21 protein-coding genes and 2 tRNA genes are annotated in these 20,103 nt (G+C 62.8%); 7 read left to right on the top strand and 16 right to left on the bottom strand.

The window, feature by feature from the left end:
* Window positions 1–17: 17 nt before the first annotated feature.
* From bfr to FFY45_RS13055, 3 genes are all read right to left on the bottom strand, one after another.
* Window positions 18–488 carry a bacterioferritin gene (gene bfr, locus FFY45_RS13065; RefSeq protein ID WP_005990707.1) on the bottom strand — a complete coding sequence of 157 codons (471 nt, stop codon included), beginning with the start codon at window positions 486–488 and terminating at the stop codon, window positions 18–20.
* Window positions 489–734: 246 nt separating this feature from the next.
* Window positions 735–944: a (2Fe-2S)-binding protein gene (locus FFY45_RS13060; protein ID WP_006451006.1), complete on the bottom strand. Its 210-nt coding sequence runs from the start codon at window positions 942–944 to the stop codon at window positions 735–737.
* A gap of 80 nt (window positions 945–1,024) precedes the next feature.
* The gene (locus tag FFY45_RS13055; RefSeq protein ID WP_006451007.1) at window positions 1,025–1,642 is read right to left on the bottom strand and encodes an RNA pyrophosphohydrolase; all 618 of its coding nucleotides are present in this window, start codon (window positions 1,640–1,642) and stop codon (window positions 1,025–1,027) included.
* 118 nt (window positions 1,643–1,760) lie between these two features.
* Between FFY45_RS13055 and FFY45_RS13050 the strand changes: the two genes are divergently transcribed.
* A tRNA-Met gene (locus tag FFY45_RS13050) sits at window positions 1,761–1,837 on the top strand.
* A gap of 52 nt (window positions 1,838–1,889) precedes the next feature.
* A tRNA-Gln gene (locus FFY45_RS13045) sits at window positions 1,890–1,963 on the top strand.
* Between the two features lie 155 nt (window positions 1,964–2,118).
* Here the strand turns inward: FFY45_RS13045 and rpsI are convergent.
* Together rpsI and rplM are read right to left on the bottom strand one after the other, a co-directional pair.
* Window positions 2,119–2,511 (bottom strand): 30S ribosomal protein S9, encoded by a 393-nt coding sequence (gene rpsI, locus FFY45_RS13040; protein WP_006451008.1) that lies wholly within the window; start codon window positions 2,509–2,511, stop codon window positions 2,119–2,121.
* Between the two features lie 2 nt (window positions 2,512–2,513).
* A complete protein-coding gene (gene rplM / locus FFY45_RS13035; protein ID WP_006451009.1) occupies window positions 2,514–2,942 on the bottom strand; it encodes a 50S ribosomal protein L13 in 429 nt (142 codons plus the stop codon).
* Between the two features lie 181 nt (window positions 2,943–3,123).
* Here rplM and coq7 point away from each other — a divergent pair, with 181 nt between their 5' ends.
* Window positions 3,124–3,777 carry a 2-polyprenyl-3-methyl-6-methoxy-1,4-benzoquinone monooxygenase gene (gene coq7, locus FFY45_RS13030; RefSeq protein ID WP_176340758.1) on the top strand — a complete coding sequence of 218 codons (654 nt, stop codon included), beginning with the start codon at window positions 3,124–3,126 and terminating at the stop codon, window positions 3,775–3,777.
* Between the two features lie 10 nt (window positions 3,778–3,787).
* Here the strand turns inward: coq7 and FFY45_RS13025 are convergent, their stop codons facing one another.
* Together FFY45_RS13025 and speD are read right to left on the bottom strand one after the other, a co-directional pair.
* Window positions 3,788–4,099: a DMT family transporter gene (locus tag FFY45_RS13025; RefSeq protein WP_176340757.1), complete on the bottom strand. Its 312-nt coding sequence runs from the start codon at window positions 4,097–4,099 to the stop codon at window positions 3,788–3,790.
* Between the two features lie 162 nt (window positions 4,100–4,261).
* Window positions 4,262–5,056, bottom strand: a complete 795-nt coding sequence (speD, locus tag FFY45_RS13020) for an adenosylmethionine decarboxylase (RefSeq protein ID WP_006451012.1) — start codon at window positions 5,054–5,056, stop codon at window positions 4,262–4,264.
* A 137-nt stretch (window positions 5,057–5,193) separates the two neighbouring features.
* Here speD and crp point away from each other — a divergent pair, with 137 nt between their 5' ends.
* On the top strand, window positions 5,194–5,886 hold the full coding sequence (crp, locus tag FFY45_RS13015) for a cAMP-activated global transcriptional regulator CRP (RefSeq protein WP_055828153.1): 693 nt from the start codon (window positions 5,194–5,196) through the stop codon (window positions 5,884–5,886).
* A gap of 120 nt (window positions 5,887–6,006) precedes the next feature.
* On the opposite strand, the gene FFY45_RS13010 is transcribed toward crp, so the two are convergent.
* From FFY45_RS13010 to FFY45_RS12985, 6 genes are all read right to left on the bottom strand, one after another.
* Window positions 6,007–6,723: a haloacid dehalogenase-like hydrolase gene (locus FFY45_RS13010; protein WP_104549709.1), complete on the bottom strand. Its 717-nt coding sequence runs from the start codon at window positions 6,721–6,723 to the stop codon at window positions 6,007–6,009.
* On the bottom strand, window positions 6,716–7,513 hold the full coding sequence (gene trpC / locus FFY45_RS13005; RefSeq protein WP_176340756.1) for an indole-3-glycerol phosphate synthase TrpC: 798 nt from the start codon (window positions 7,511–7,513) through the stop codon (window positions 6,716–6,718). The genes FFY45_RS13010 and trpC overlap by 8 nt, the downstream gene beginning before the upstream one ends.
* Window positions 7,514–7,694: 181 nt before the next feature.
* Complete coding sequence (gene trpD, locus FFY45_RS13000) at window positions 7,695–8,732, bottom strand: anthranilate phosphoribosyltransferase (RefSeq protein ID WP_176340755.1); 1,038 nt, start codon at window positions 8,730–8,732, stop codon at window positions 7,695–7,697.
* Between the two features lie 116 nt (window positions 8,733–8,848).
* The gene (locus tag FFY45_RS12995) at window positions 8,849–9,481 is read right to left on the bottom strand and encodes a flavin reductase family protein (RefSeq protein ID WP_115037465.1); all 633 of its coding nucleotides are present in this window, start codon (window positions 9,479–9,481) and stop codon (window positions 8,849–8,851) included.
* A 169-nt stretch (window positions 9,482–9,650) separates the two neighbouring features.
* A complete protein-coding gene (locus FFY45_RS12990; RefSeq protein WP_176340754.1) occupies window positions 9,651–10,229 on the bottom strand; it encodes an anthranilate synthase component II in 579 nt (192 codons plus the stop codon).
* Between the two features lie 338 nt (window positions 10,230–10,567).
* A complete protein-coding gene (locus tag FFY45_RS12985; RefSeq protein ID WP_176340753.1) occupies window positions 10,568–12,361 on the bottom strand; it encodes a methyl-accepting chemotaxis protein in 1,794 nt (597 codons plus the stop codon).
* Window positions 12,362–12,786: 425 nt separating this feature from the next.
* On the opposite strand from FFY45_RS12985, the gene FFY45_RS12980 reads away from it, so the two are divergent.
* On the top strand, window positions 12,787–14,370 hold the full coding sequence (locus FFY45_RS12980) for a thioredoxin family protein (RefSeq protein ID WP_176340752.1): 1,584 nt from the start codon (window positions 12,787–12,789) through the stop codon (window positions 14,368–14,370).
* Window positions 14,371–15,067: 697 nt separating this feature from the next.
* Complete coding sequence (locus FFY45_RS12975; protein WP_255171957.1) at window positions 15,068–16,600, top strand: hypothetical protein; 1,533 nt, start codon at window positions 15,068–15,070, stop codon at window positions 16,598–16,600.
* Window positions 16,601–16,696: 96 nt separating this feature from the next.
* Here the strand turns inward: FFY45_RS12975 and FFY45_RS12970 are convergent, their stop codons facing one another.
* Both FFY45_RS12970 and FFY45_RS12965 read right to left on the bottom strand, forming a co-directional pair.
* On the bottom strand, window positions 16,697–17,179 hold the full coding sequence (locus tag FFY45_RS12970; RefSeq protein ID WP_225970192.1) for a lytic transglycosylase domain-containing protein: 483 nt from the start codon (window positions 17,177–17,179) through the stop codon (window positions 16,697–16,699).
* Window positions 17,180–17,402: 223 nt separating this feature from the next.
* On the bottom strand, window positions 17,403–17,630 hold the full coding sequence (locus tag FFY45_RS12965; protein ID WP_176340750.1) for a hypothetical protein: 228 nt from the start codon (window positions 17,628–17,630) through the stop codon (window positions 17,403–17,405).
* A gap of 15 nt (window positions 17,631–17,645) precedes the next feature.
* Here FFY45_RS12965 and xopA point away from each other — a divergent pair, with 15 nt between their 5' ends.
* Entirely contained in the window at window positions 17,646–18,038 is a 393-nt protein-coding gene (gene xopA, locus FFY45_RS12960; protein ID WP_176340749.1) for a XopA/Hpa1 family type III secretion system protein, read from the top strand.
* Window positions 18,039–18,116: 78 nt separating this feature from the next.
* On the opposite strand, the gene sctC is transcribed toward xopA, so the two are convergent.
* Entirely contained in the window at window positions 18,117–19,937 is a 1,821-nt protein-coding gene (sctC, locus tag FFY45_RS12955) for a type III secretion system outer membrane ring subunit SctC (RefSeq protein ID WP_176340748.1), read from the bottom strand.
* Window positions 19,938–20,103 lie beyond the last annotated feature (166 nt).

The raw sequence follows: 20,103 nt of genomic DNA, 5'->3' as shown, positions 1-20,103 counted from the left end.
AGCTCCCTTAGCAGACCTCAATCATCCAGCTTGGTCAGCAAATAATTCGGCTCGCCAATCCGCGCCACCAGATCCAGCTGCGTCTCCAGCCAGTCGATGTGCTCTTCTTCCGACTCCAGGATGTCCACCAGCAGCTGACGGCTCACGTAGTCGTTGACGGTCTCCGCATACGCCACCGCCTCGCGCAGCACCGCCACCGCTTCGCGCTCCAGCGCCAGATCGCAACGGAACATCTCGGTCGGGTTCTCACCGATACGCAGCTTGCCCAGCGCCTGAAAATTGGGAAGCCCTTCGAGAAACAGAATGCGGTCGGACAGCTTGTCCGCATGCTTCATCTCGTCGATGGATTCCTTGTACTCATGCTCGGCCAGTTCTTTCAGGCCCCAGTTCTTCAGCATCTTGGCGTGCAAGAAGTACTGGTTGATCGCAGTGAGTTCGTTGTAGAGCACCTTGTTGAGGTACTCGATGACTTTGGTATCGCCCTTCATGCGATGTCTCCGAGACAGTGAGCCGGCCGCACTCTAACGCGTTGGCGCGACGCATGAAGGAACGCGAATCGTGATCAGTTGCGGGACCCGTGGGTCGACCGCTGTGTGAAGCGCCGTACCGCCCTTAGCCTGGGACGACCTCGCGCTCGATCTCGAAGGAAAACCGTGGACGGCGCAGTCCTGGAAAGAGGTTCGAGAGACGCTGGTCGGAGCTACCGGCCGTCACAGCGCGCGACGTCGCACGCCTCAGGCTGCGCTCGCCAGCCCCAGCATGGGCAACGGCAGCGCGCGGGTCGCATGCGCCTGGCTCAGCAGGTCGCTAGCCATCTCCAGGCACGAACCGCAGTTGGAACCACAGCCGGTGCGCATGGTCAGCTCGGCCAGGCTGGCGCAGCCACTCTGGGCCGCTTCGCGGATCTGGTGGTCGGTGACCCCATTACAGATGCAGACGTACACGGTATCGGTCGGGTGCTGGCGATCCGGAGAGGACCGGGACTGATTGCACCGCAAACGAGAATAGGTGTCAATTCCAAACGTTAATCATTATTAATCCGCACCGTACGAGCCCCGCTGCGCTTACGCGGACGCTTGCGTGGGCTGTCGTGCCCCGCTGCGCTGCTGCCTGGCAACCACGCCTCCAGCGCACGCTCGGGCATTACACCGACAGCGGCCGGCCCCGCCAGGTTCTGCGCCAGTGGCGCCAGATGGCGCAGCGCACGCGCGTAGACGCCGCGCTTGAACATCACCACATGCTCGACCGGATACCAGAAATCCACCCAGCGCCAGTGGTCGAACTCCGGGGTATCGGTATGGTCGAGCTTGAGGTGGGATTCTTCGCCAGTGAATTGCAGCAGGAACCAGACCTGCTTCTGGCCGATACACACCTGGCGTTCGTTGCGGCGCACCGCCCGGCTGGGCAAGCGATAGCGTAGCCATCCAGGGGTGGCGCCGAGCACGGACACATGCTCGGGCAACAACCCGGTTTCTTCGCGCAACTCGCGGTACATGGCTTCTACGGGTGTCTCGTCGGTATTCATGCCACCTTGCGGGAACTGCCAGCCGTCCCTGCGCACACGTCGTGCCCAGAACACCTGACCGTCTTGCCGCATCAGCACGATGCCAACGTTTGGCCGGAAGCCGTCCGGATCGATCACGATGCGGACTCCTGAAAATCTACTGTCACCGACTCTGCCACGGCGACGGCCAGCTCACAAGCTGAAAACGAAATGCTTGACAACACACGGGCACGTAGTGAGAATTGCCGGCTCCCTAGGCTATGTAGCTCAGCCGGTTAGAGCACAGCACTCATAATGCTGGGGTCGGTGGTTCGAGTCCACCCATAGCCACCAAGGTATTCATGCGCACACGGGCATGCGATAATCTTGGACCAACACGTTTTATTGCCCCGTCGCCAAGCGGTAAGGCACCTGACTCTGACTCAGGCATCGGTGGTTCGAATCCATCCGGGGCAGCCAAACACAGAAGGTCCGATCGAAAGATCGGGCCTTTTTTGTTGCCCGAACACTTTCAGGCAAGCGCAATTTACACACCCCAAAACGACAAAAGCCCGGCGTGGCCGGGCTTTTGAAGCAGGCGCCCCGGCGAACCGGGACGCAGCAAGCGCGATGGATCAGCGCTTGGAGAACTGGGTAGCGCGACGGGCCTTGTGCAGACCGACCTTCTTACGCTCGACTTCGCGGGCGTCACGGGTCATGAAGCCAGCCTTGCGCAGCTCGGACTTCAGGGTTTCGTCGTATTCGACCAGCGCACGAGCGATGCCCAGACGGATCGCACCGGCCTGGCCGGTGGTGCCGCCGCCGGAGGCGGTGACCAGGATGTCGAAGCTTTCGGTGTTCTTGGTCAGCTCAAGCGGCTGACGCACGATCATGCGCGCAGTTTCGCGACCGAAGAACTTGTCCAACGGCAGGCCGTTGACCGAGATGTTGCCGGTACCCTTGCGCAGGAACACGCGAGCGGTGGAGGACTTGCGGCGACCGGTGCCGTAGTTTTGCGTGATAGCCATGATTAGATATCCAGAACTTGCGGCTGCTGAGCGGCGTGCGGATGCTCGGCACCCGAATAGACCTTGAGCTTGCGGTACATGGTGCGGCCCAGGGGACCCTTCGGCAGCATGCCCTTGACGGCGATTTCGATCACGCGCTCCGGGTGGCGCTGCAGCGCCTGCTCCAGGCTCTCGGTCTTCAAGTTACCGATGTAGCCGGTGAAGCGGTGATACTTCTTGTCTTTCAGCTTGTTGCCCGTGACCACGATCTTTTCGGCATTGATCACCACGAGGTAATCGCCAGTATCGACGTGAGGGGTATAGATCGGCTTGTGCTTACCGCGCAGGCGGCTAGCCAGTTCGGTGCAGAGACGGCCAAGCGTCTTGCCGGCGGCGTCAACGAGATACCAGTCGCGCTGGACGGTCTCGGACTTGGCGGTGAACGTAGTCATGAGGAAGCTCTTGAGTAGTCGGGCGGATTGCAGCGGTAATGACCGCTGGAACTTTGCCACGCGTTGTGAAGGCGAAACAGAAGAGGCGGGATTGTACGGGACGCGCCGTGGCGGCGCAAGTCGCCCTACCGGCCGGCGCTGGGCGGTTGGCAGCGCGCCGGCCGGGGGCCAGAATCGCCGGATGACCCAGACCTCTTCATTCCGACTGCATAGCCCGCTCGACCGGCTCCTGGTCGAAGCCCAGCGCGCGCTGGACACGGTATTCGGCAATCCGCCTGCCGAGCGACCCAATCCAGCCGCCGACACGCCCGACATCGCGCTGGAACCAGACCAACGCCGGCATGCCGCCGGGCTGATGCGCATCAACCATGTCGGCGAGGTCTGCGCCCAAGGCCTGTACTTCGGCCAGGCGGCGGTCGCCCGCGATGCTCACACCCAGCAGCATCTGCTGGAAGCGGCGCAGGAAGAAACCGACCACCTGGCCTGGTGCGCCGACCGTCTGCACGAACTGGACAGCCGCCCCAGCCTGTTCAACCCGCTCTGGTACGCCGGCAGCTACGCCCTCGGCGCACTGGCCGGATTGCGCGGCGACGACTGGAGCCTGGGCTTCGTGGTCGAGACCGAGCGCCAGGTCGAAGCCCATCTGGACGAGCACCTGGAGACCCTGCCCGCGATCGACCAGCGCAGTCGCGCCATCCTGCGCGTGATGAAAATCGACGAAGCACGCCACGCCGATCAGGCCGAACAGGCCGGCGCCCGCATCCTGCCGCCGCCGATTCCCAGCGCCATGGCGCTGGCCTCCAAGCTGATGAAGACCATCGCCTACCGCTTTTAGGCGGTTCGTTTTAGGCGAGCTTCAAGCCAATCACACCGGCAACGATCAGGCCGATGCACGCCAGGCGCGGCCACGACGCGCTATCGCCGAACAACGCGATGCCAGCGATGGTGACGCCGACTGCGCCAATGCCGGTCCAGATCGCGTAACCGGTTCCCACCGGGATGGTCTTCAGTGCCTGCGTCAACAACCACAGGCTGATGGCTGCCAGGCTGACCGTCAGCACGGTCGGCCACAGGCGCGTAAAACCGTCGCTGTACTTCAGGCCCATGGCAAAGCCGATTTCGAACAGGCCGGCCAACAACAGATAGATCCAGGGCATCGCATCACTCCTCACTAGAAAACGGGCAAAAAAAAAGCGACCCAGTGCTTGCACACTGGGCCGCCGTCGGCTGTGGAACGCGAGGTCATCGCGTGGCGGGCCGTCCCGCCTTGCATCTTGCGCGCGCTTGCAAACAAGCACGCAACAGGTCGAATCCTGCGCTTATTCGCTCAGGTTACGCCCGTGGAACAGCTCTTCGATCTCACGCTTCAACAGCGTTTCGATCTTCATACGCTCCTTGAACGAGAGGTTCTTGGCGCGCTCTTCGAACAGGTACTGATCGAGATCGAAATCCTTCAGGTGCATCTTCGTGTGGAAGATATTTTCCTGATAGACGTTGACGTCGAACATCTCGTAACGCGACTTCACGTTCTTGGCCATGAAGTGTTGGATCGAGTTGATCTTGTGGTCGATGTAGTGCTTCTTGCCCTTCACATCGCGGGTAAAGCCACGGACACGGTAGTCCATGATCACGATGTCCGATTCCAGACTCTCGATCAGGTAGTTCAGCGCCTTCAACGGCGAGATCACACCGCACGTGGCGACGTCGATATCGGCGCGGAATGTCGCGATGCCTTCCTGCGGATGCGTCTCGGGATATGTATGGACAGTGATATGACTCTTGTCCATATGAGCAACCACGGCTTCAGGAATCAACTCCTTGCCGGCCTGCTTCTTGTCGATGACGGGCTCTTCCGAGATGAGGATCGTCACCGACGCGCCCTGCGGATCGTAGTCCTGACGTGCGATATTGAGGATGTTGGCGCCAATGATCTCGGCCACGTCGGTCAGGATCTGCGTCAGACGGTCCGCGTCGTACTGCTCATCGATATACTCGATGTAGCGCTGACGCTCCTCTTCGGTACGCGCATAACAGACGTCGTAGATGTTGAAGCTCAACGCCTTGGTGAGGTTGTTGAACCCCTGTAGCCTCAGGCGAGGCAACGGCTTGACCACGTCGGTCTGTCCTTATGGAAGGCGGGAAAGGAGTCAATTATGAGCCAAAGATCCCAGCAACGAAATGCCGACGTTGAGAATGGTTTACCTTGCATGACTCATGCCGTTAAGCTTCAGGAATTACACGCGGAACTACCATGAGCCCAGGAAACACGACGGTTGTCACCACGACGGTACGTAACGCTACCCCTTATCTGGCACTGGACGCTGGCACGATTGAGCGTTTTCTGGCGCACAGCCACCGCAGGCGCTATCCGACCCGGACCGATGTGTTCCGGCCAGGAGACCCGGCCGGCACCCTCTATTACGTTGTCAGCGGCTCGGTCAGCATCATCGCCGAGGAAGATGACGATCGTGAGTTGGTGCTGGGCTACTTCGGCAGTGGCGAGTTCGTCGGCGAGATGGGGTTGTTCATCGAATCCGATACGCGCGAGGTGATCTTGCGCACCCGCACCCAATGCGAACTGGCCGAAATCAGCTACGAGCGGCTGCAGCAACTGTTCCAGACCAGTCTGTCACCGGATGCGCCCCGCATCCTGTACGCGATTGGCGTTCAGCTCTCAAAGCGATTGCTCGATACCACAAGGAAAGCCAGCCGCCTGGCATTCCTGGACGTGACCGACCGTATCGTGCGTACGCTGCACGATCTGTCCAAGGAGCCTGAAGCGATGAGCCATCCGCAAGGCACCCAGCTGCGCGTTTCGCGGCAGGAATTGGCACGCCTTGTCGGTTGCTCGCGCGAAATGGCCGGGCGCGTTCTCAAGAAACTGCAAGCCGATGGTCTGTTGCATGCACGCGGCAAGACCGTCGTGTTGTACGGCACGCGCTAAGCGGTTGTGGTCGCGGTTGGTGCAACATCGCACCGACCGCCGTTTGAGCCGCATGTCGCAAGGCATGCGGACTGATGCAGTCAGGCGCTTTCCGCTATCGATTGCCGGGCGTGTCAGGCGCTACAGCGCCTTGCCACCGCGGTCGCGACAGCCCCAGTTGAGGATCGGTGTGCCCGCAGGCAGCACCTGACGGAACAGTGCTTCGCGATTGGCTTTGGGGTTGACCACCACCGGTGCGCGTGCGGCCTTCAACAACGGCAGATCGGCCGTGCTGTCCGAATAGGCGATGGCGATGTCGGCATAGCCGCGCTCGCGCAACATGCGCATCTTTTCTTCGTTGTGGCAGTGGCGCCGCGCGGTGACCGCACCCAGGCGTGGGCCGACCAGGCTGCCGATCACCGGCACGTCCTGATGCGCAACGAAGCCGAGAATCGCACGCGCCAGTTCCGGCGGTGCGCCGGTGGCGACCACGACCCGATCGCCTGCGGCGCGATGGTCGGTGAACACCTTCAACGCATGCGGCAGCAAGCGCTGCCGGATCTGCGCTTCATGCTTGAGCACGTACGCATCGATGAAGCGATTGAATTCGCGCGTGCGATGCAGGCCGAAGGTGGCGATCCACACATAGCCGGAGACACCGCGCCTGCGGGTCGGCAGCATCGCCACCATCGGGCCGAGAATTGGCGAAGCCAACAAGGCCACCAGCAGACGCAACGGGTTGCGTTTGATCAGCCAGGCAAACAGATGGCTGCCGGAATCGCCGTCGTACAGCGTGTGGTCGAAATCGAAGACCACCAGCGGGGCGTCGTCGCGCGGTGCGGGATACGACTCAGTCATGCGCAAAGAATAGCTGACGCAGCGACTCGCCGGGTTCGGGCGCGCGCATGAAGGTCTCGCCGACCAGAAACGCGTTCACATCGTGGCTGCGCATCAACTGCACATCTGCCGGAGTGACGATGCCGCTCTCGGTGACCAGAATGCGATCGCGCGGCACCGCGGCGCGCATGTCCAGCGTGGTCTGCAATGAGACCTCGAAGGTGCGCAGGTTGCGGTTGTTGATACCCACCAGCGGCACCGGCACCTGCACGGCGCGCTCGAGCTCGTCGATGTCGTGCACTTCTACCAGCACGTCCAGACCGAGCTGCATGGCCAGGCCGGATAGATCGGCCAGTTGCGCGTCTTCCAGCGCCGACACGATCAGCAGGATGCAGTCGGCACCGAGCACGCGCGCTTCGTAGACCTGATAGGGGTCGACAGTGAAATCCTTGCGCAGCACCGGCAGCGTGCAGGCCTCGCGCGCCTGTTGAAGATACGCATCGGCGCCCTGGAAGAAATCCACGTCGGTGAGTACCGACAGGCAACTGGCGCCACCGAACTCGTAACTGACGGCGATGTCGGCCGGATGAAAGTCGGGCCGGATCACGCCTTTGGACGGGCTGGCCTTCTTCACTTCGGCGATGACGGCCGGGTCGCCGGCGGCGATGCTGGCCTGCATGGCGGCAGCAAAGCCGCGTGTGAGCGGCAGGTCGGCGCAGCGCGCGACCAGCTCGGCCTGCGGCACGCGTGCACTGCGCTCGGCGATTTCTTCGGCCTTGCGGGCAAGGATGGTGTTGAGGATATCGCTCATCGTATCGGGTCCTGGCGGGCGGGCATTATCGGTCAATACGGCCGCAACTGAGGTGGCCGCACGCCAGTGCACAGCATGCCAGCGACACCGTGACGATGCCGGCCAGCGATTGCCGGTTTCTCGGGGCAGGAACACCGGCGTGGTGACATCGCAGACGTGCGGAGTGCGGACACTGCATGGATCAGGACTGCGCAGCAGCCTGACGGGTGAAGGCGACATAGGCATCCAGTTTGGCGCGCGCCGAGCCATCGGCCAGCACCGCACGCGCACGCACCACGCCGGCGGCGATGCTGTCGGTCACGCCGGCCACATACAGGGCCGCGCCGGCGTTGAGCGCCACGATGTCCAGCGCCGGGCCGGGCACGTTGTCCAGCACCTGCAGCAGCATCGTGCGCGATTGCGCGGCATCGGACACCTTGAGATTGCGGCTGGCCGACATGGCGATGCCGAAATCCTCCGGATGCACTTCGTATTCGCGCACCTGGCCATCGCGTAGCTCGCCGACCAAGGTGCCGGCACCGAGCGAGAGTTCGTCCATGCCATCGCGGCCCCACACCACCAGCGCGCGCTCGGCGCCGAGCTCCTGCAGCACGCGCGCCTGGATGCCGACCAGATCCGGATGGAACACGCCCATCAGGATGTTCGGCGAACCCGCCGGGTTGGTGAGCGGGCCGAGGATATTGAAGATGGTGCGCACGCCCATTTCGCGACGTACCGGCGCCACCATCTTCATGGCCGGGTGATGCACCGGTGCGTACATAAAGCCGATGCCGGTCTGCGCCAGCGAGGCGGCGACCTGTTCGGGCTGCAGTTCGATCACTGCGCCCAATGCTTCCAGCGCGTCGGCACTGCCGGACTTGGACGAGACGCTACGGTTGCCGTGCTTGGCGACCTTGGCACCGCCGGCCGCAGCCACGAACATCGCGCAGGTGGAGATGTTGAAGGTGTGCGAGCCATCGCCGCCGGTGCCGACGATGTCGACCATGTGCTGGCGGTCGGTCACTTCCACGCGGCGCGAGAACTCACGCATGACGGTGGCCGCACCGGCGATTTCGCCGATGGTTTCCTTCTTGACCCGCAGCCCGGTGAGGATGGCCGCGACCATCATGTCGGAGACCTCGCCGCGCATGATCTGCCGCATCAACTCGACCATTTCGTCGTGAAAGATTTCGCGGTGTTCGATGGTGCGTTGCAGGGCTTCTTGCGGCGTGATGGGCATGGGCGAGAGGACCGTGGAAAAACGTGGGAGAAGTGCGAGAGGACTGTGGATCGATCAGGCGTGGAGAGACATGCCAGCGTCGGTGCAATGCCATGCAGCGGCGTTGCAGGCGACGCTCATTGACCGGGACGCCGCATGCGGAAACGCGCCTGGGCCTGCACTTCGAAATAATCGGCGGCACCGCCGGCGCGCAGGATCGTCTGCACGGCAGCGGGATCGTAGATGCCGTCCTGCAGCGCGGCGTGCGCCAGATGCACACCCACCACTTCACCCAGGACCAGCCAGGTTTCGATGGCCTGCCCGCTTGCGCTCTGCAGCGGCAGCAACTGGCTGAGCCGACATTCGAAACTCACCGGGCTTGCCGCCACACGCGGCGCATCAATCAGGCGCGAAGCTGCCATCTGCAAGCCGGCCAGTGCGAACTCGTCCACCTCCGAGGGCACCATCGCCGCGCTGGCATTCATGGCCTCGGCCAACGGACGCGTGGCCAGATTCCAGGTGAATTCGCCGGTGGCTTCGATGTTGCGCAGGCTGTCCTTGCGACCGATGCTGGCAAAGCCGACGATCGGCGGCACGTAGTTGAACGCGTTGAAGAAGCTGTAAGGCGCCAGATTGGCGATGCCGTCGGCGCTGCGCGAACCGATCCAGCCGATCGGTCGCGGACCGACGATGGCATTGAACGGATCGTGCGGCAGCCCGTGGCCCTGGCTTGGTTCGTAGAAGTGGACGTTGTCGCCAGTGGTGCTCATCGTGATCCGGATGCAGGCGTTGAAGAAACGAAACGGCGAACCATCTCTGCCATGCAGGACAGATGATTGCGGGCATCGTACCCGTGGGCAGCTGGTGCATCGACGTTGCTGAAGACTGCATCGACAACTGCCGTATAGACGCGGGCGACGTGCGCGGTGCGCATTTCGGTCAGCGCTCCAGGAAGTTTTTCAGCAAGGTATGACCGTGCTGGGTCAGGATCGATTCGGGATGGAACTGCACGCCTTCGACCGGAAACTGGCGATGGCGCAGGCCCATGATCTCTTCCATCGAGCCATCCGGATTCTCGGTCCAGGCGGTGACTTCCAGCGCTTCGGGCAAGGTGGTCTTGTCCACCACCAGCGAGTGATAGCGCGTGGCCTCGTAGCTGTCCGGCAGGCCGGCGAACACGCCCTTGCCCTCGTGGCGGATCGGCGAGGTCTTGCCATGCATGATGTTGCCGGCGCGGATCACATCGCCGCCATAGACCTGACCGATGCTCTGGTGGCCCAGACAGACGCCCAGGATCGGCGTGGTCTGGCCCAGCTGCTCGATCAGCTGCAGCGAGACACCGGCCTCGTTGGGCGTGCGCGGACCGGGCGAGATCACGATGCGCTCCGGCTTGAGCGCGGCGATCTGATCGACGCTCATCGCATCGTTGCGCACCACCGTGACCTCCGCGCCCAGGGCCTGCAGGTACTGCACGAGGTTGTAGGTGAAGCTGTCGTAATTATCGAGCATGAGCAACATGTCAGGCCTATCTGATTGTTTTTAAACGGGATATACCCCGAAACCGTCCATTGATACCCGCCCTGACACCCTCGAACCTGTGTGGTACCCAAGCGACTGGGAAGCGAGCAACGCCAAAGCATATCTTCGCACGGGCCCGCTGCTGCGTTCCCGGGCGATTTGCTTCCCCGCTCATAGGTGAGTTCCCGCCACGCGCCCAGCGCGGCAGGCAGTCGGCCTTGATACACCGACGCAGACCAGATCGTCACTCGAGCGCCGTCTGACGCCCGCTTCCCAATGCACCGCCCTGCTTCGTGAAACCACCACGTCGCAGGGCGGCGCTGGGGCGACACTAGGTGTCAGGCCACCAATGCGAGCGCTGGTTTTCCATTGATTCCGCGTGAGCTGCTCTCAACACTCTCCACCAATGCGGTTGCTTGATCTTCGAGTGCACGGGCGGACGATGCCATGGTGTCAACCAGCACTGAATTCTGCTGCGTCGCTGCGTCCATCTGGGCAATGGTTTGATTGATCTGCTCGATCCCGGCACTTTGCTCGTGGCTGGCCGCCGCGATCTCACCCATGATGTCGTTGACTTGCTTTACCGACGCCAGCAGCTCCTCCATGGCTTTGCCCGCCACATTGACCTGCTCTGCCCCTTGCCCCACCTTCGCGCCGGAATCGGCGATCAGATCGCGAATTTCCTTTGCGGCCGTGGTGCAGCGCTGAGCGAGGCTGCGCACTTCGGACGCCACCACCGCAAACCCACGCCCCTGTTCTCCCGCACGCGCCGCTTCCACGGCTGCATTCAAGGCGAGGATATTGGTCTGAAACGCGATGCCGTCGATGACGGTGATGATTTCCCCAATCTTCCGCGACGATGTCTGGATCGCTGACATCGTGCTGACGACACCATTGACCAATTGCCCACCACGCAGCGCCGTCTCTGCAGCGCTACTGGCAAGCGCATTGGCCTGGCGCGCGCCGTCAGCATTCTTGCGCACGATGCTGGTCATTTCTTCCATGGAGCTTGCGGTCTCCTCGAGCGCGGCTGCCTGCTGCTCGGTGCGCCGCGACAGGTCATCGTTGCTGCGCACGATGTCTCCTGCCGCGTTGCTGAGTGTGTTTGCCACTTCGCCCAGCTGACGTCCGGCCTCCACATCCATCAACGCGCCCACCGCGCGCAGGGGGGTGCCGTCTGCCGCACGTTTGGTCAGGCCGCGTGCCCGGAACCATCGATACTGGCCGTTTTTGAGCTGCAGGCGGTACTCGATATCGAAGTTGGTGCGGCCACTGCGGTCGTTCAAATGCGCCGCGAAGGCGTTCAACGACCGCGTCTTGTCTTCCGGATGAAGCCGCGACGCCCAGCTGTCCAATACATTGGGAAATTCTTGCTCGGACTCAAAGCCCAGCAAGTGACGGAACTGCTGTGACCACCAGAACTCGTTGCTGGGATTGATCGGGTCACCGGCGATGACACTCATGTCCCACAAGCCATCGCTCAGCATCTGCGAGCCGAGCTCAAAGCGCGTCAGTGTGATGTCGAGAAACTGCTCTCGGTCACGGCGCTCGGTGATGTCGGTGAGCGCACCCGCCACCCGAAGCGGCAAGCCTTGCGCGTCGCGCTCGGTGGTGCCGAATGCGCGGAACCAGCGGTAGTGGCCCGACTTCAGACGCAAGCGGTTCTCGACGTCATAGGGGGTCCGGCCACTGCTGTCCGCAAGATGCGCCGCGAAGGCGTCTAGCGTCGGCTGCTTGTCATCCGGGTGCAGGCAGGCAACCCAGCTGTCCAGCACATTCGGAAACTCCTGCTCGGAGGAGAAGCCCAGAAGAGCGCGCATCTGGGGCGACCACCACACCGGGCTGTCAGGATGCGTGGGGTCTCCATTGATGACGCCGATATCCCAAAGGCCGTCTGTGGTGCTGTTGGCAACCAGTTCAAAGCGTCCTTCCAGTTGACGCAGTGCAGCCGCCGCATCAGCCGCCTGGACTTTCGCCAGGTCACGCTCCTGTTGGGCGGCACACAAGCGCTCTGCCATCTTCTTGAGAAGCAGGGCGGGACCGTTGCTCGGCCACTGCGCGGTGCCCCCCTGCAACGTGGCTTCAATCGCCTTGGTCAACGCCTCGACCTTGTGACCGTCGGAGAAAAACATGGCGACCTCTGCCGTTTGGTTAGGAACTGGCGCTAACGGCAGTGATCGACATTTCTTGAGGCCAGAATTAGGTAAGGGCGATGCGGCTGCTGTGCCGTTCAGGTAACCACCAACGTCCGTGTAGCGCGTCGCTGTCACGGCAGCAGCGAAAGATTGAGCGTGTCGTTCCATGGAGAGCCCTTACCCACCAGGTGCAATGCCTGTCTTGGGTAGGAATGCGTTGAAGCCGTCCGATCTTGCGCTGCCGTTCATCGGCGACATCGAGACGTTGATTCGTACCGCTGCGCTGGCGCCAACACCATTTCGCATCCAACGATGCTGCCAGGTTGGCGGCAAGGCTACAAAGACCGTGACGTCATCCGCCGTCGGCGCAACGCCGCGCGTTCGGTCATTCGATCTTCCTCTGCTCTTGTCCGGTGATTCCCATGAAGCTGTCGTTCCAACGCCCTGCGTCGTCCTCGATCGCGCTGTTGGCCGTGCTGGCAACCCTGACCGGCTGCGGCAAGCCGGACACACCAGCGCCGCCTGCACAGACCAAATCGGCGGCCACTCCTGCCGCCAGCGCCGGCATTGCCTGGCGCGAGGGCGACGTTGATGACGCCTTCGCCGAGGCCAAGGCAAGCGGCAAGCCGCTCATGCTGTATTGGGGCGCCGTCTGGTGCCCACCGTGCAACCAGCTTCAGGCCACCTTGTTCAAGGATCCCGCCTTTATCGAATTGACGCGCAAATTCGTGGCGGTGCATCTGGACGTGGACCTTGCAGATGCACAGAAGTGGGGCGATCAATTCAACGTCAAGGGATATCCAACCATCATCGTGCTGCGCCCGGATCGCAGCCTGATCACGCGCCTGGCCGGCTACAGCGACAATGCCCGCCTGGCCGACGCCTTGCAGGTGGCGGCCACGCAGACCATGACCTCGGAGCAGTTGCTCGACCGGGCGTTGAAGACCCCGAAGGAATTGCGCGCAGACGACTGGACCTTGCTGGCCGGCTACGAGTGGTGGGGCATGGCGCGCGAGCCGTCGAACACGCGTAGTGCAAGCGATGTGCTTGGGCATTTGGCCGCCTCGGCACCGCAGCCTGCGCTGCAGCGCAGGTTCGCGCTGCTGGAGTTATCCATCGCAACAACGCCACCGGTTGCCAGCCCGGCGCACCTGGCATTGCTGAAGGCGGTTTTGGCCGATCCGTCGGAGGTGCGCGCAAACCGCACCGAGCTGAGTCGTTTTGCCCCACGCCTGGTGATGGCGTCCACCAGCGACCCAGGCGAGCGCGCGGCGCTGTCCTTTGCGCTGAATCAGGCGCTGGACAAGGTCTATGCCGACGCCACCCTGCCGATCGTGGACCGGATGATCACCGCCTCCACGCAGATCGATCTCGCTCGCCTGGCACAGGGTCAAACCCCGGGTAGCGAGCCAAAGAAGCCGCAACCGCCGCTGCCGGCAGCGGTGCTCGACACCGTTCGCCAGCGCGTGCAATGGGCGGTGCAGACGGCCAAGACCGATGAGGAACGACAGTCCGTCATCACCGGAGCCGCGGGACTACTGGACGATACAGGCGATACCGCCGGTGCAGAACAACTGCTGCTGGGCGAGCTGACGCGTAGCAAGACCCCCAACCACTACATGCAGTTCCTCGCCGATCTGGCCGAAGAACGCAACGACCCCAAAACAGCGCTGACGTGGTTGAAAAAGTCCTACGAAGGTTCCCAAGGCCCCGTCCTGCGCGTGGAGTCGGCGCTGCGGTATGCCAATGGGGTGATCCGGCTCAGCCCCCAGGACACCGCTGCCATCGAATCTGCCACTGCACAGGTGATCGGCGAGTTGGCAGGCCAGCCGGATCGATACGGTCGACGTAACCTTCAAAACCTCAAGGCGCTTGGTACTTCGCTCAAGACCTGGAACACGCAGCATCATCGGGAAGGCAGCACGGTGCTGGCGCGGCTGCAGCAGAAAATGCAGGCCAGTTGCGGCAGCAAGAACACCAGCGGGTGCAGCAGCTGGCTGAGCTGAAAGGAAAACGCCCGGCCGAATGGCCGGGCGTTATGCCGTGTGCATCGATTGGACCTCAGGCGACCAGCTTCACGACCTCATCCCCAAATCGCTGCTTGAGCTGGCTGGGCTGCTTGCCCGAACCAGGCCGCGTCTCAAGTGTGGTCGTCGCTGCGCGCACGACGCTGTCTTCGGGTAGACGAAGACACGCCCAACAGCAGACACATTTCATCCGCACAACGAATGACATATTCCGTTGGGGAATGATCATTTCGCAATTGAAGCGTTGCGCGTTTCCGGCTTGATGGCATTTTCAAGTCACTGACGACGACAACGCATGCCACACAAGGTGGCCATGAATGCCAGGGCACGCCTGAGCACTTCGATTGCACGCTGAGTAATTCGCACTGTATTTGCCCGGACCGTTGATGACGGCACGTGCGCCAGACCGTGTCTGCGTGCAGCACGTGGAGCACGCTGTCGCGTCGATCGACGCGTCGCCCGGCCACCAGCGACCCCGGCGCTGCAATCGAGGCTGGCAACGCCATGCGTCCGTCCAACGATGTGCCGGCCGTCAACGCCGCACGTCAGCAGCCCTGCAAGCCCGGGCGGCAGCACGCCGCCTTTCCCACCACAGCGAGGACATGCCGTGACGAAGATCCCTTCAGCCAGTGCTTCCCAGCCAGCGCGATCGACGAATGCAGAGTTTGTGATCGAAATGCCGCCGCTACAGCAACCCAACCAGACGCCCACACCTGCGGCGAACCCTGCACTGTCGCGCCTGGCTCCCAGACCGTCCCGACGACGCGACAACCCGGAACGCAACACAGGATCTGGCAGCGCTGCCGACAGAAACCAGCACACCGGTGAGAGCCCGCTGCTGCATGCCGCGGACGCGTCGATCCTGCACGACGAACAGAGCAGCAGCGAGCGCTTCCACAGCACCAGAAATTTCCTGGAACCATCCGATACGCCTCCAATCTTTCACGAACAACCGGCCCCGCCGGTGCACACATCTGCAACGACCACCGCACCTGCGGCGGCAGCCAGCACAAGCACAACCGCCGAGCGGCTGGGCGCGCTGGCTGCATCGATCGGAACCGGCGCAGCGCGTGGCGTACGCACCGTGCTTGGACCGACCGCCGCCGCAGTGGCGGCTGCAGCGCGCGGCGTCCTACCGATCAGTGTCGACAAGCAATACCTGGGCGCTGCGCTGGGGCATCTGGTGCACCAGGCCAGCTCGGTGGGACCGACCACCTTCGCGCGTGAGTTGCTGGGCGAAGGGTTGTTTGCCGTTCTTCGCCAGCTTCCGCCCGAAGCGGTCGTTGCCATGCAGGCAGTCTCCGGCACGCTGCAGATGGCGCTGCATACGCTGCGAAGCAACCGCGAGAACCGCAATCCCGATGCGGCTGCGCGAGGCTTCCACAATCTCAGTCTCGAACAGTGGGATGCATTGTCCGACGACGAACGCACTCACAAAAAAGCCGAGCAGCAACATTATTCGGATCTGGTCACCCGGCTCGCGCTGGCCGGCATCGTGAGCAACATCGCCGTGGGTGCGGCCGGCAAGTCAGCGGGCCAACCGGAGACGGCGGCCAGGCTGCTGGCCAGCGATCTGAAGATCGCCGCTTATGCCGCAGCCCGCGACACCATCCAGGCAACCTTCAAGATGGTGGGAATGCGCGACCCCAACCGCTCCAATGGCGGCATCAGCGATCCGCATATCACCAGCGCCGGCAGGTTTTACGGCATGGCCAACGTCCTGACCAATCTGGCATCCAACGAGCTGGCATCGCCGGACTTTGCAGCGGCCCGGCAGCGCTGGGCCGGCCTGCACTCGCCTTTCACCCAAGGCGAGGCGACCAGCGTCATCTTGCGTCAATCGGCGGTAAACACCGCCTTGAATGTCGGCCTGGAGACGCTGGACTGGATCAACGTCACCCAGCACGAAGCCGACGAAGCCGGGACCCAGCAGATCTGGGAACCCGAGTGGAAGGGCAAGCGCGAGGATTATGAGCGGGTCATGGATCATTCGGTCGCACGCACGGCCGCCATCAATTCCAATATCGCGCTTGGTACCGCCATCAACATGATTGGCGCGTGGCTCGGGTTGTCGCCCACACGTAGCGGATTGCTCTCCAATACGGTGTCCGGCGTGGTCGCCGGCATGCAATACAAGACCATCGGCGCCACCTGGCAAGCCGAGGCGGCCGTTCGCGCAGCCGAGGCGCCTCGCTCGCAGGTTGAGTAAGCACAGCGATCAAAACCACCGCGCCCGCCACCAGGCGGGCGCGGCTGGCTTGATGCCATGTGCTACACCACACGCGCTCCCGCGATCACAGCAGCGTTACTCGGCAACCACGCCGCGCTTGGTCAGAATCGCGTGGATGGCATGCGCATATTTATCGCGCTCGGCGGGCGTTTCGGAATGATAGGCGCCCACGGCGGCCCAGGTATTTCCATATTTATTGGTCATCTCGCGCAGCCGCCAGGCGGCGACATACACGCTGACGCACGGCTGCATCAACGCATCCCTGGAGATGCCGTAACTGGAAAGACGCCGCAGATGGATCGAATTGATCTGCATCTTTCCATAATCGATCGTGCCGTTGTTGTTGCGATGGATCGCGTCGGCACGGCCACGTGATTCCTGCCACGCAATGGCACGCAGCACCCATGGATTGACATGTTGATAGCCGGCGGCTTCTTCAAAACAGTCTGCGCGTGCCAGCGGTGCGGCGCACAGCAACGCCGCCGCAATCAACACGCGTCGCCGAGGGGCGGCAGCATGCCTGGGCTGGAGCGCGCACCATCGCGCGCCTACGCGCATGTTTCTCGAGAGCGTGGCACAACACAGTTGACGCCAGACATCCGTGCCGTGCACAGACGCACACGTGGTCGGCGTATCGGTCTCTTTCATGTCTGTCACCTGATCGTCGTTCATTCCAGCAACGTAGCGGAGTGGACGCACACCCCCGGTTGGTCCGACGCTCCGCTCGATCGCGACACCATAACGGTGCTGTGCATCCGCATGCACACGCTGGACGAAGCGTCTATGACGTAAACGAAATCACAACACGCAGCGTTGAAAAACAGCTGTTTTCCAGGGTTTTTCCTGCGTTTTCTGCAGTCACGTTCGCAAGCAAAAGCGCACCTTCGCGTCCTGGCAGATGCACCGCCGTTGCCTCTTCTACTTTGCGCTCGGGGCAGCGCAGCGTCCCCGTTGCGATCTTGCCGTTGCAGCTTTCCGGCAATCCGCGATGTATCCAGTTCAACCACATGAGACGGGAATCACCATGGACTCTATCGGGAACAACTTTTCGAATATCAGCAATCTGCAGACGATGGGCATCGGGCCTCAGCAACACGAGGACTCCAGTCAGCACTCGCCTTCGGCTGGCTCCGAACAGCAGCTGGATCAGTTGCTCGCCATGTTCATCATGATGATGCTGCAACAGAGCCAGGGCAGCGATGCCAATCAGGAGTGTGGCAACGAACAACCGCAGAACGGTCAACAGGAAGGCCTGAGTCCGTTGACGCAGATGCTGATGCAGATCGTGATGCAGCTGATGCAGAACCAGGGCGGCGCCGGCATGGGCGGTGGCGGTTCGGTTAACAGCAGCCTGGGCGGCAACAGTGTGGGTGGCGGTTTCAACGCCAACCTGTCGAGCATCACCGGCCAAGCTTGATTGGCAATGCGTGCAGGCTGCCGCGCCACGCGGCAGCCTGCACGTTGTCACAGCGTCGGCTACACCCCGAAGCGTTGCTCAGGGCGAGACGATATGCGGGGTCAGCAAGAACAATCGCTGCAGCCGCGAGCCGCTCTTTTGGCGATGCTTGAACAGGTTGCCGACCAGGGGAATCTTGGACAGCCCGGGGACCTTGTTCAGATCGGTCTGATCGGTATCCTGGGCATATCCGGCGATCAGCAGGCTCTGGCCCTCGTTGACGAATGCCTGGGTGGTGATCTCGCTGGAGGTGATGACGGGAATGCCATCGACGGTATTGGCGCCCAACTGCCCGTCTTCGATACGCACATCCAGGCGCATCTGTCCGTTTGGCGAGCCCGGCACCACACTCGGCAATACGCGTAGCGACACACCTGCAGACAGGTTGTAGAGGTCTGCGGCTGCGTAACCGCTGACACGCACGAATGCCTGCTGCTTGTGATCCATCACCGCTTCCACGTTGTCCAGGGTCGCCACCTGCGGGGTGGAGACGATCTTGGCCTTGTCGGTCTGCTCGAGCGCCGAGACGCGCGTCATCAGGTAACGCCCTGCATCGCCAAGGACAGCGGTCAACGTCCCGCCCAACGGCGCGGTTGCACCCGCTGCTGCTGCACCGCTCAAGCTGCCGTCGTAGCCAAGCTGGCCACCACGCCCGTCGCCGGTCTGCACATCCACACGCCGGCTGTGGAACCGCCAGTCCACGCCGAGATCCTGCATGGCACCGTCGCGGATCTCGATGATGGTGGCATCGATCTGCAGCAGCTTGGGGCGGTTGTCGAGCTGCTGGATCAAGGTGCCATAGGCGGCCATGCGCTCGGGGCGGTCGCGGATGAGAATGGCATTGGTGCGCGGGTCGGCTTCGATCACCGGCGCGTCGGAAGCCTGCTCGCCGCCGCTGCCGGCGTCCACCGCCAGCGGCGCATCGCGGCGGGCCTGGCTCATCTCCGGCCACACGCTGGCCGGCGCATTGGCGCCACTGCCCGGCAACGGCGGGCTGACCGGCACGCGATCGGATGGCGAGGCACCGCCGAACCACGACGCAGGCAATCCGAGAATACCGGTGTTGCCGCCACCGCCATTCTGGCCCTGACCAGTGTTGCCGAAGGTGTTGGACGAACCGCCGCCGATCGGTTGCACCCGCCCGAAATTTGCGCCCGGCCCGGGCAGCGCCGCCGTGGGAGCGCCACGCACGCCGTACATGCTGCGCAACAGGCTGGCCATGCCCGGCACCTGGACATCCTGCCCACCGATGCGGGTGCTGTGATCGGCCGCCTGCGCGTAATGCAGCTGAAATACCTGCACTTCGGTGGCGTCGCGTTGGCGTGCGCCCTGCTCGACCTGCTTGGCGATTGCGGTGACGGTATCCACATAACCCGGCGGGCCGGACACCACCGCCACGTGCGCCGCCTCGTCGTAACGGACCGGAAAACGCGGATCGTCCAGCCGCATGCGCGCAAGCGCATCGCGCAGCGCACTGGTCGACGCGGCGCCCAGATTCAAGGTTGCATTCTTGGTTTCGTTGGCGCCCCAGATCCTGAGCACGGCACCGTCGTAATACCAGACGAAGCCGAATGTCGCAGACAGATCGTCGAGGAATTTCTGCGGGCTGGCCTCGAACTTGCCACTGAGCGTGCCGGTCACTTCCGGTGAAATCCAGGTGGTGATGGATTGGCTGGCGGACAGGTCGCGCAGCACTTCCTTGAGATCCTTGTGGTCGGCGACGTATTTGAAGCTGCGCGAATGCCACGGCACCTGCGCAGCATTGGCATGCGGCGGCAGCAGCGGCAGCAGGCTCAATAGCAACGCGGCGGCCAATGGCGCACGTCGATGGCGGTGAACTGGAGGACAGGCGTATGCCATGGCGTTCCCTCTGCGAGGCAAGTGAAAGAAGTCGATAGGGCTGCGTCTGGCGGGCAGGCGTCAGCCGGGGATTGCGTGCCGGATGCAGCGCCGTGCTGCGTACCGCAGCGTCGAGCAGCACATCGAGGGCGCGTGCGGTTCAGTGTAGGCAGCGCACGGCAGGCGA

The sequence above is a fragment of the Xanthomonas hortorum genome (assembly GCF_011305375.1).
GTDB lineage: Bacteria > Pseudomonadota > Gammaproteobacteria > Xanthomonadales > Xanthomonadaceae > Xanthomonas > Xanthomonas hortorum_E.
Note: the sequence above shows the minus strand (reverse complement) of the source record. Positions and strands in the feature narration are given on the sequence as shown.

Coding starts and splice junctions, on each gene's coding strand:
- bfr (WP_005990707.1), bottom strand. CDS start 488: ATGAAGGGCGATACCAAAGTCATCGAGTACCTCAACAAGGTGCTCTAC.
- FFY45_RS12975 (WP_255171957.1), top strand. CDS start 15,068: ATGCCGCCGCTACAGCAACCCAACCAGACGCCCACACCTGCGGCGAAC.
- xopA (WP_176340749.1), top strand. CDS start 17,646: ATGGACTCTATCGGGAACAACTTTTCGAATATCAGCAATCTGCAGACG.
- FFY45_RS13010 (WP_104549709.1), bottom strand. CDS start 6,723: ATGACTGAGTCGTATCCCGCACCGCGCGACGACGCCCCGCTGGTGGTC.
- trpD (WP_176340755.1), bottom strand. CDS start 8,732: ATGCCCATCACGCCGCAAGAAGCCCTGCAACGCACCATCGAACACCGC.
- trpC (WP_176340756.1), bottom strand. CDS start 7,513: ATGAGCGATATCCTCAACACCATCCTTGCCCGCAAGGCCGAAGAAATC.
- rpsI (WP_006451008.1), bottom strand. CDS start 2,511: ATGGCTATCACGCAAAACTACGGCACCGGTCGCCGCAAGTCCTCCACC.
- FFY45_RS12990 (WP_176340754.1), bottom strand. CDS start 10,229: ATGTTGCTCATGCTCGATAATTACGACAGCTTCACCTACAACCTCGTG.
- FFY45_RS13025 (WP_176340757.1), bottom strand. CDS start 4,099: ATGCCCTGGATCTATCTGTTGTTGGCCGGCCTGTTCGAAATCGGCTTT.
- FFY45_RS12980 (WP_176340752.1), top strand. CDS start 12,787: ATGAAGCTGTCGTTCCAACGCCCTGCGTCGTCCTCGATCGCGCTGTTG.
- FFY45_RS12995 (WP_115037465.1), bottom strand. CDS start 9,481: ATGAGCACCACTGGCGACAACGTCCACTTCTACGAACCAAGCCAGGGC.
- coq7 (WP_176340758.1), top strand. CDS start 3,124: ATGACCCAGACCTCTTCATTCCGACTGCATAGCCCGCTCGACCGGCTC.
- FFY45_RS12985 (WP_176340753.1), bottom strand. CDS start 12,361: ATGTTTTTCTCCGACGGTCACAAGGTCGAGGCGTTGACCAAGGCGATT.
- FFY45_RS12970 (WP_225970192.1), bottom strand. CDS start 17,179: ATGCGCGTAGGCGCGCGATGGTGCGCGCTCCAGCCCAGGCATGCTGCC.
- crp (WP_055828153.1), top strand. CDS start 5,194: ATGAGCCCAGGAAACACGACGGTTGTCACCACGACGGTACGTAACGCT.
- rplM (WP_006451009.1), bottom strand. CDS start 2,942: ATGACTACGTTCACCGCCAAGTCCGAGACCGTCCAGCGCGACTGGTAT.
- sctC (WP_176340748.1), bottom strand. CDS start 19,937: ATGGCATACGCCTGTCCTCCAGTTCACCGCCATCGACGTGCGCCATTG.
- FFY45_RS12965 (WP_176340750.1), bottom strand. CDS start 17,630: ATGTGGTTGAACTGGATACATCGCGGATTGCCGGAAAGCTGCAACGGC.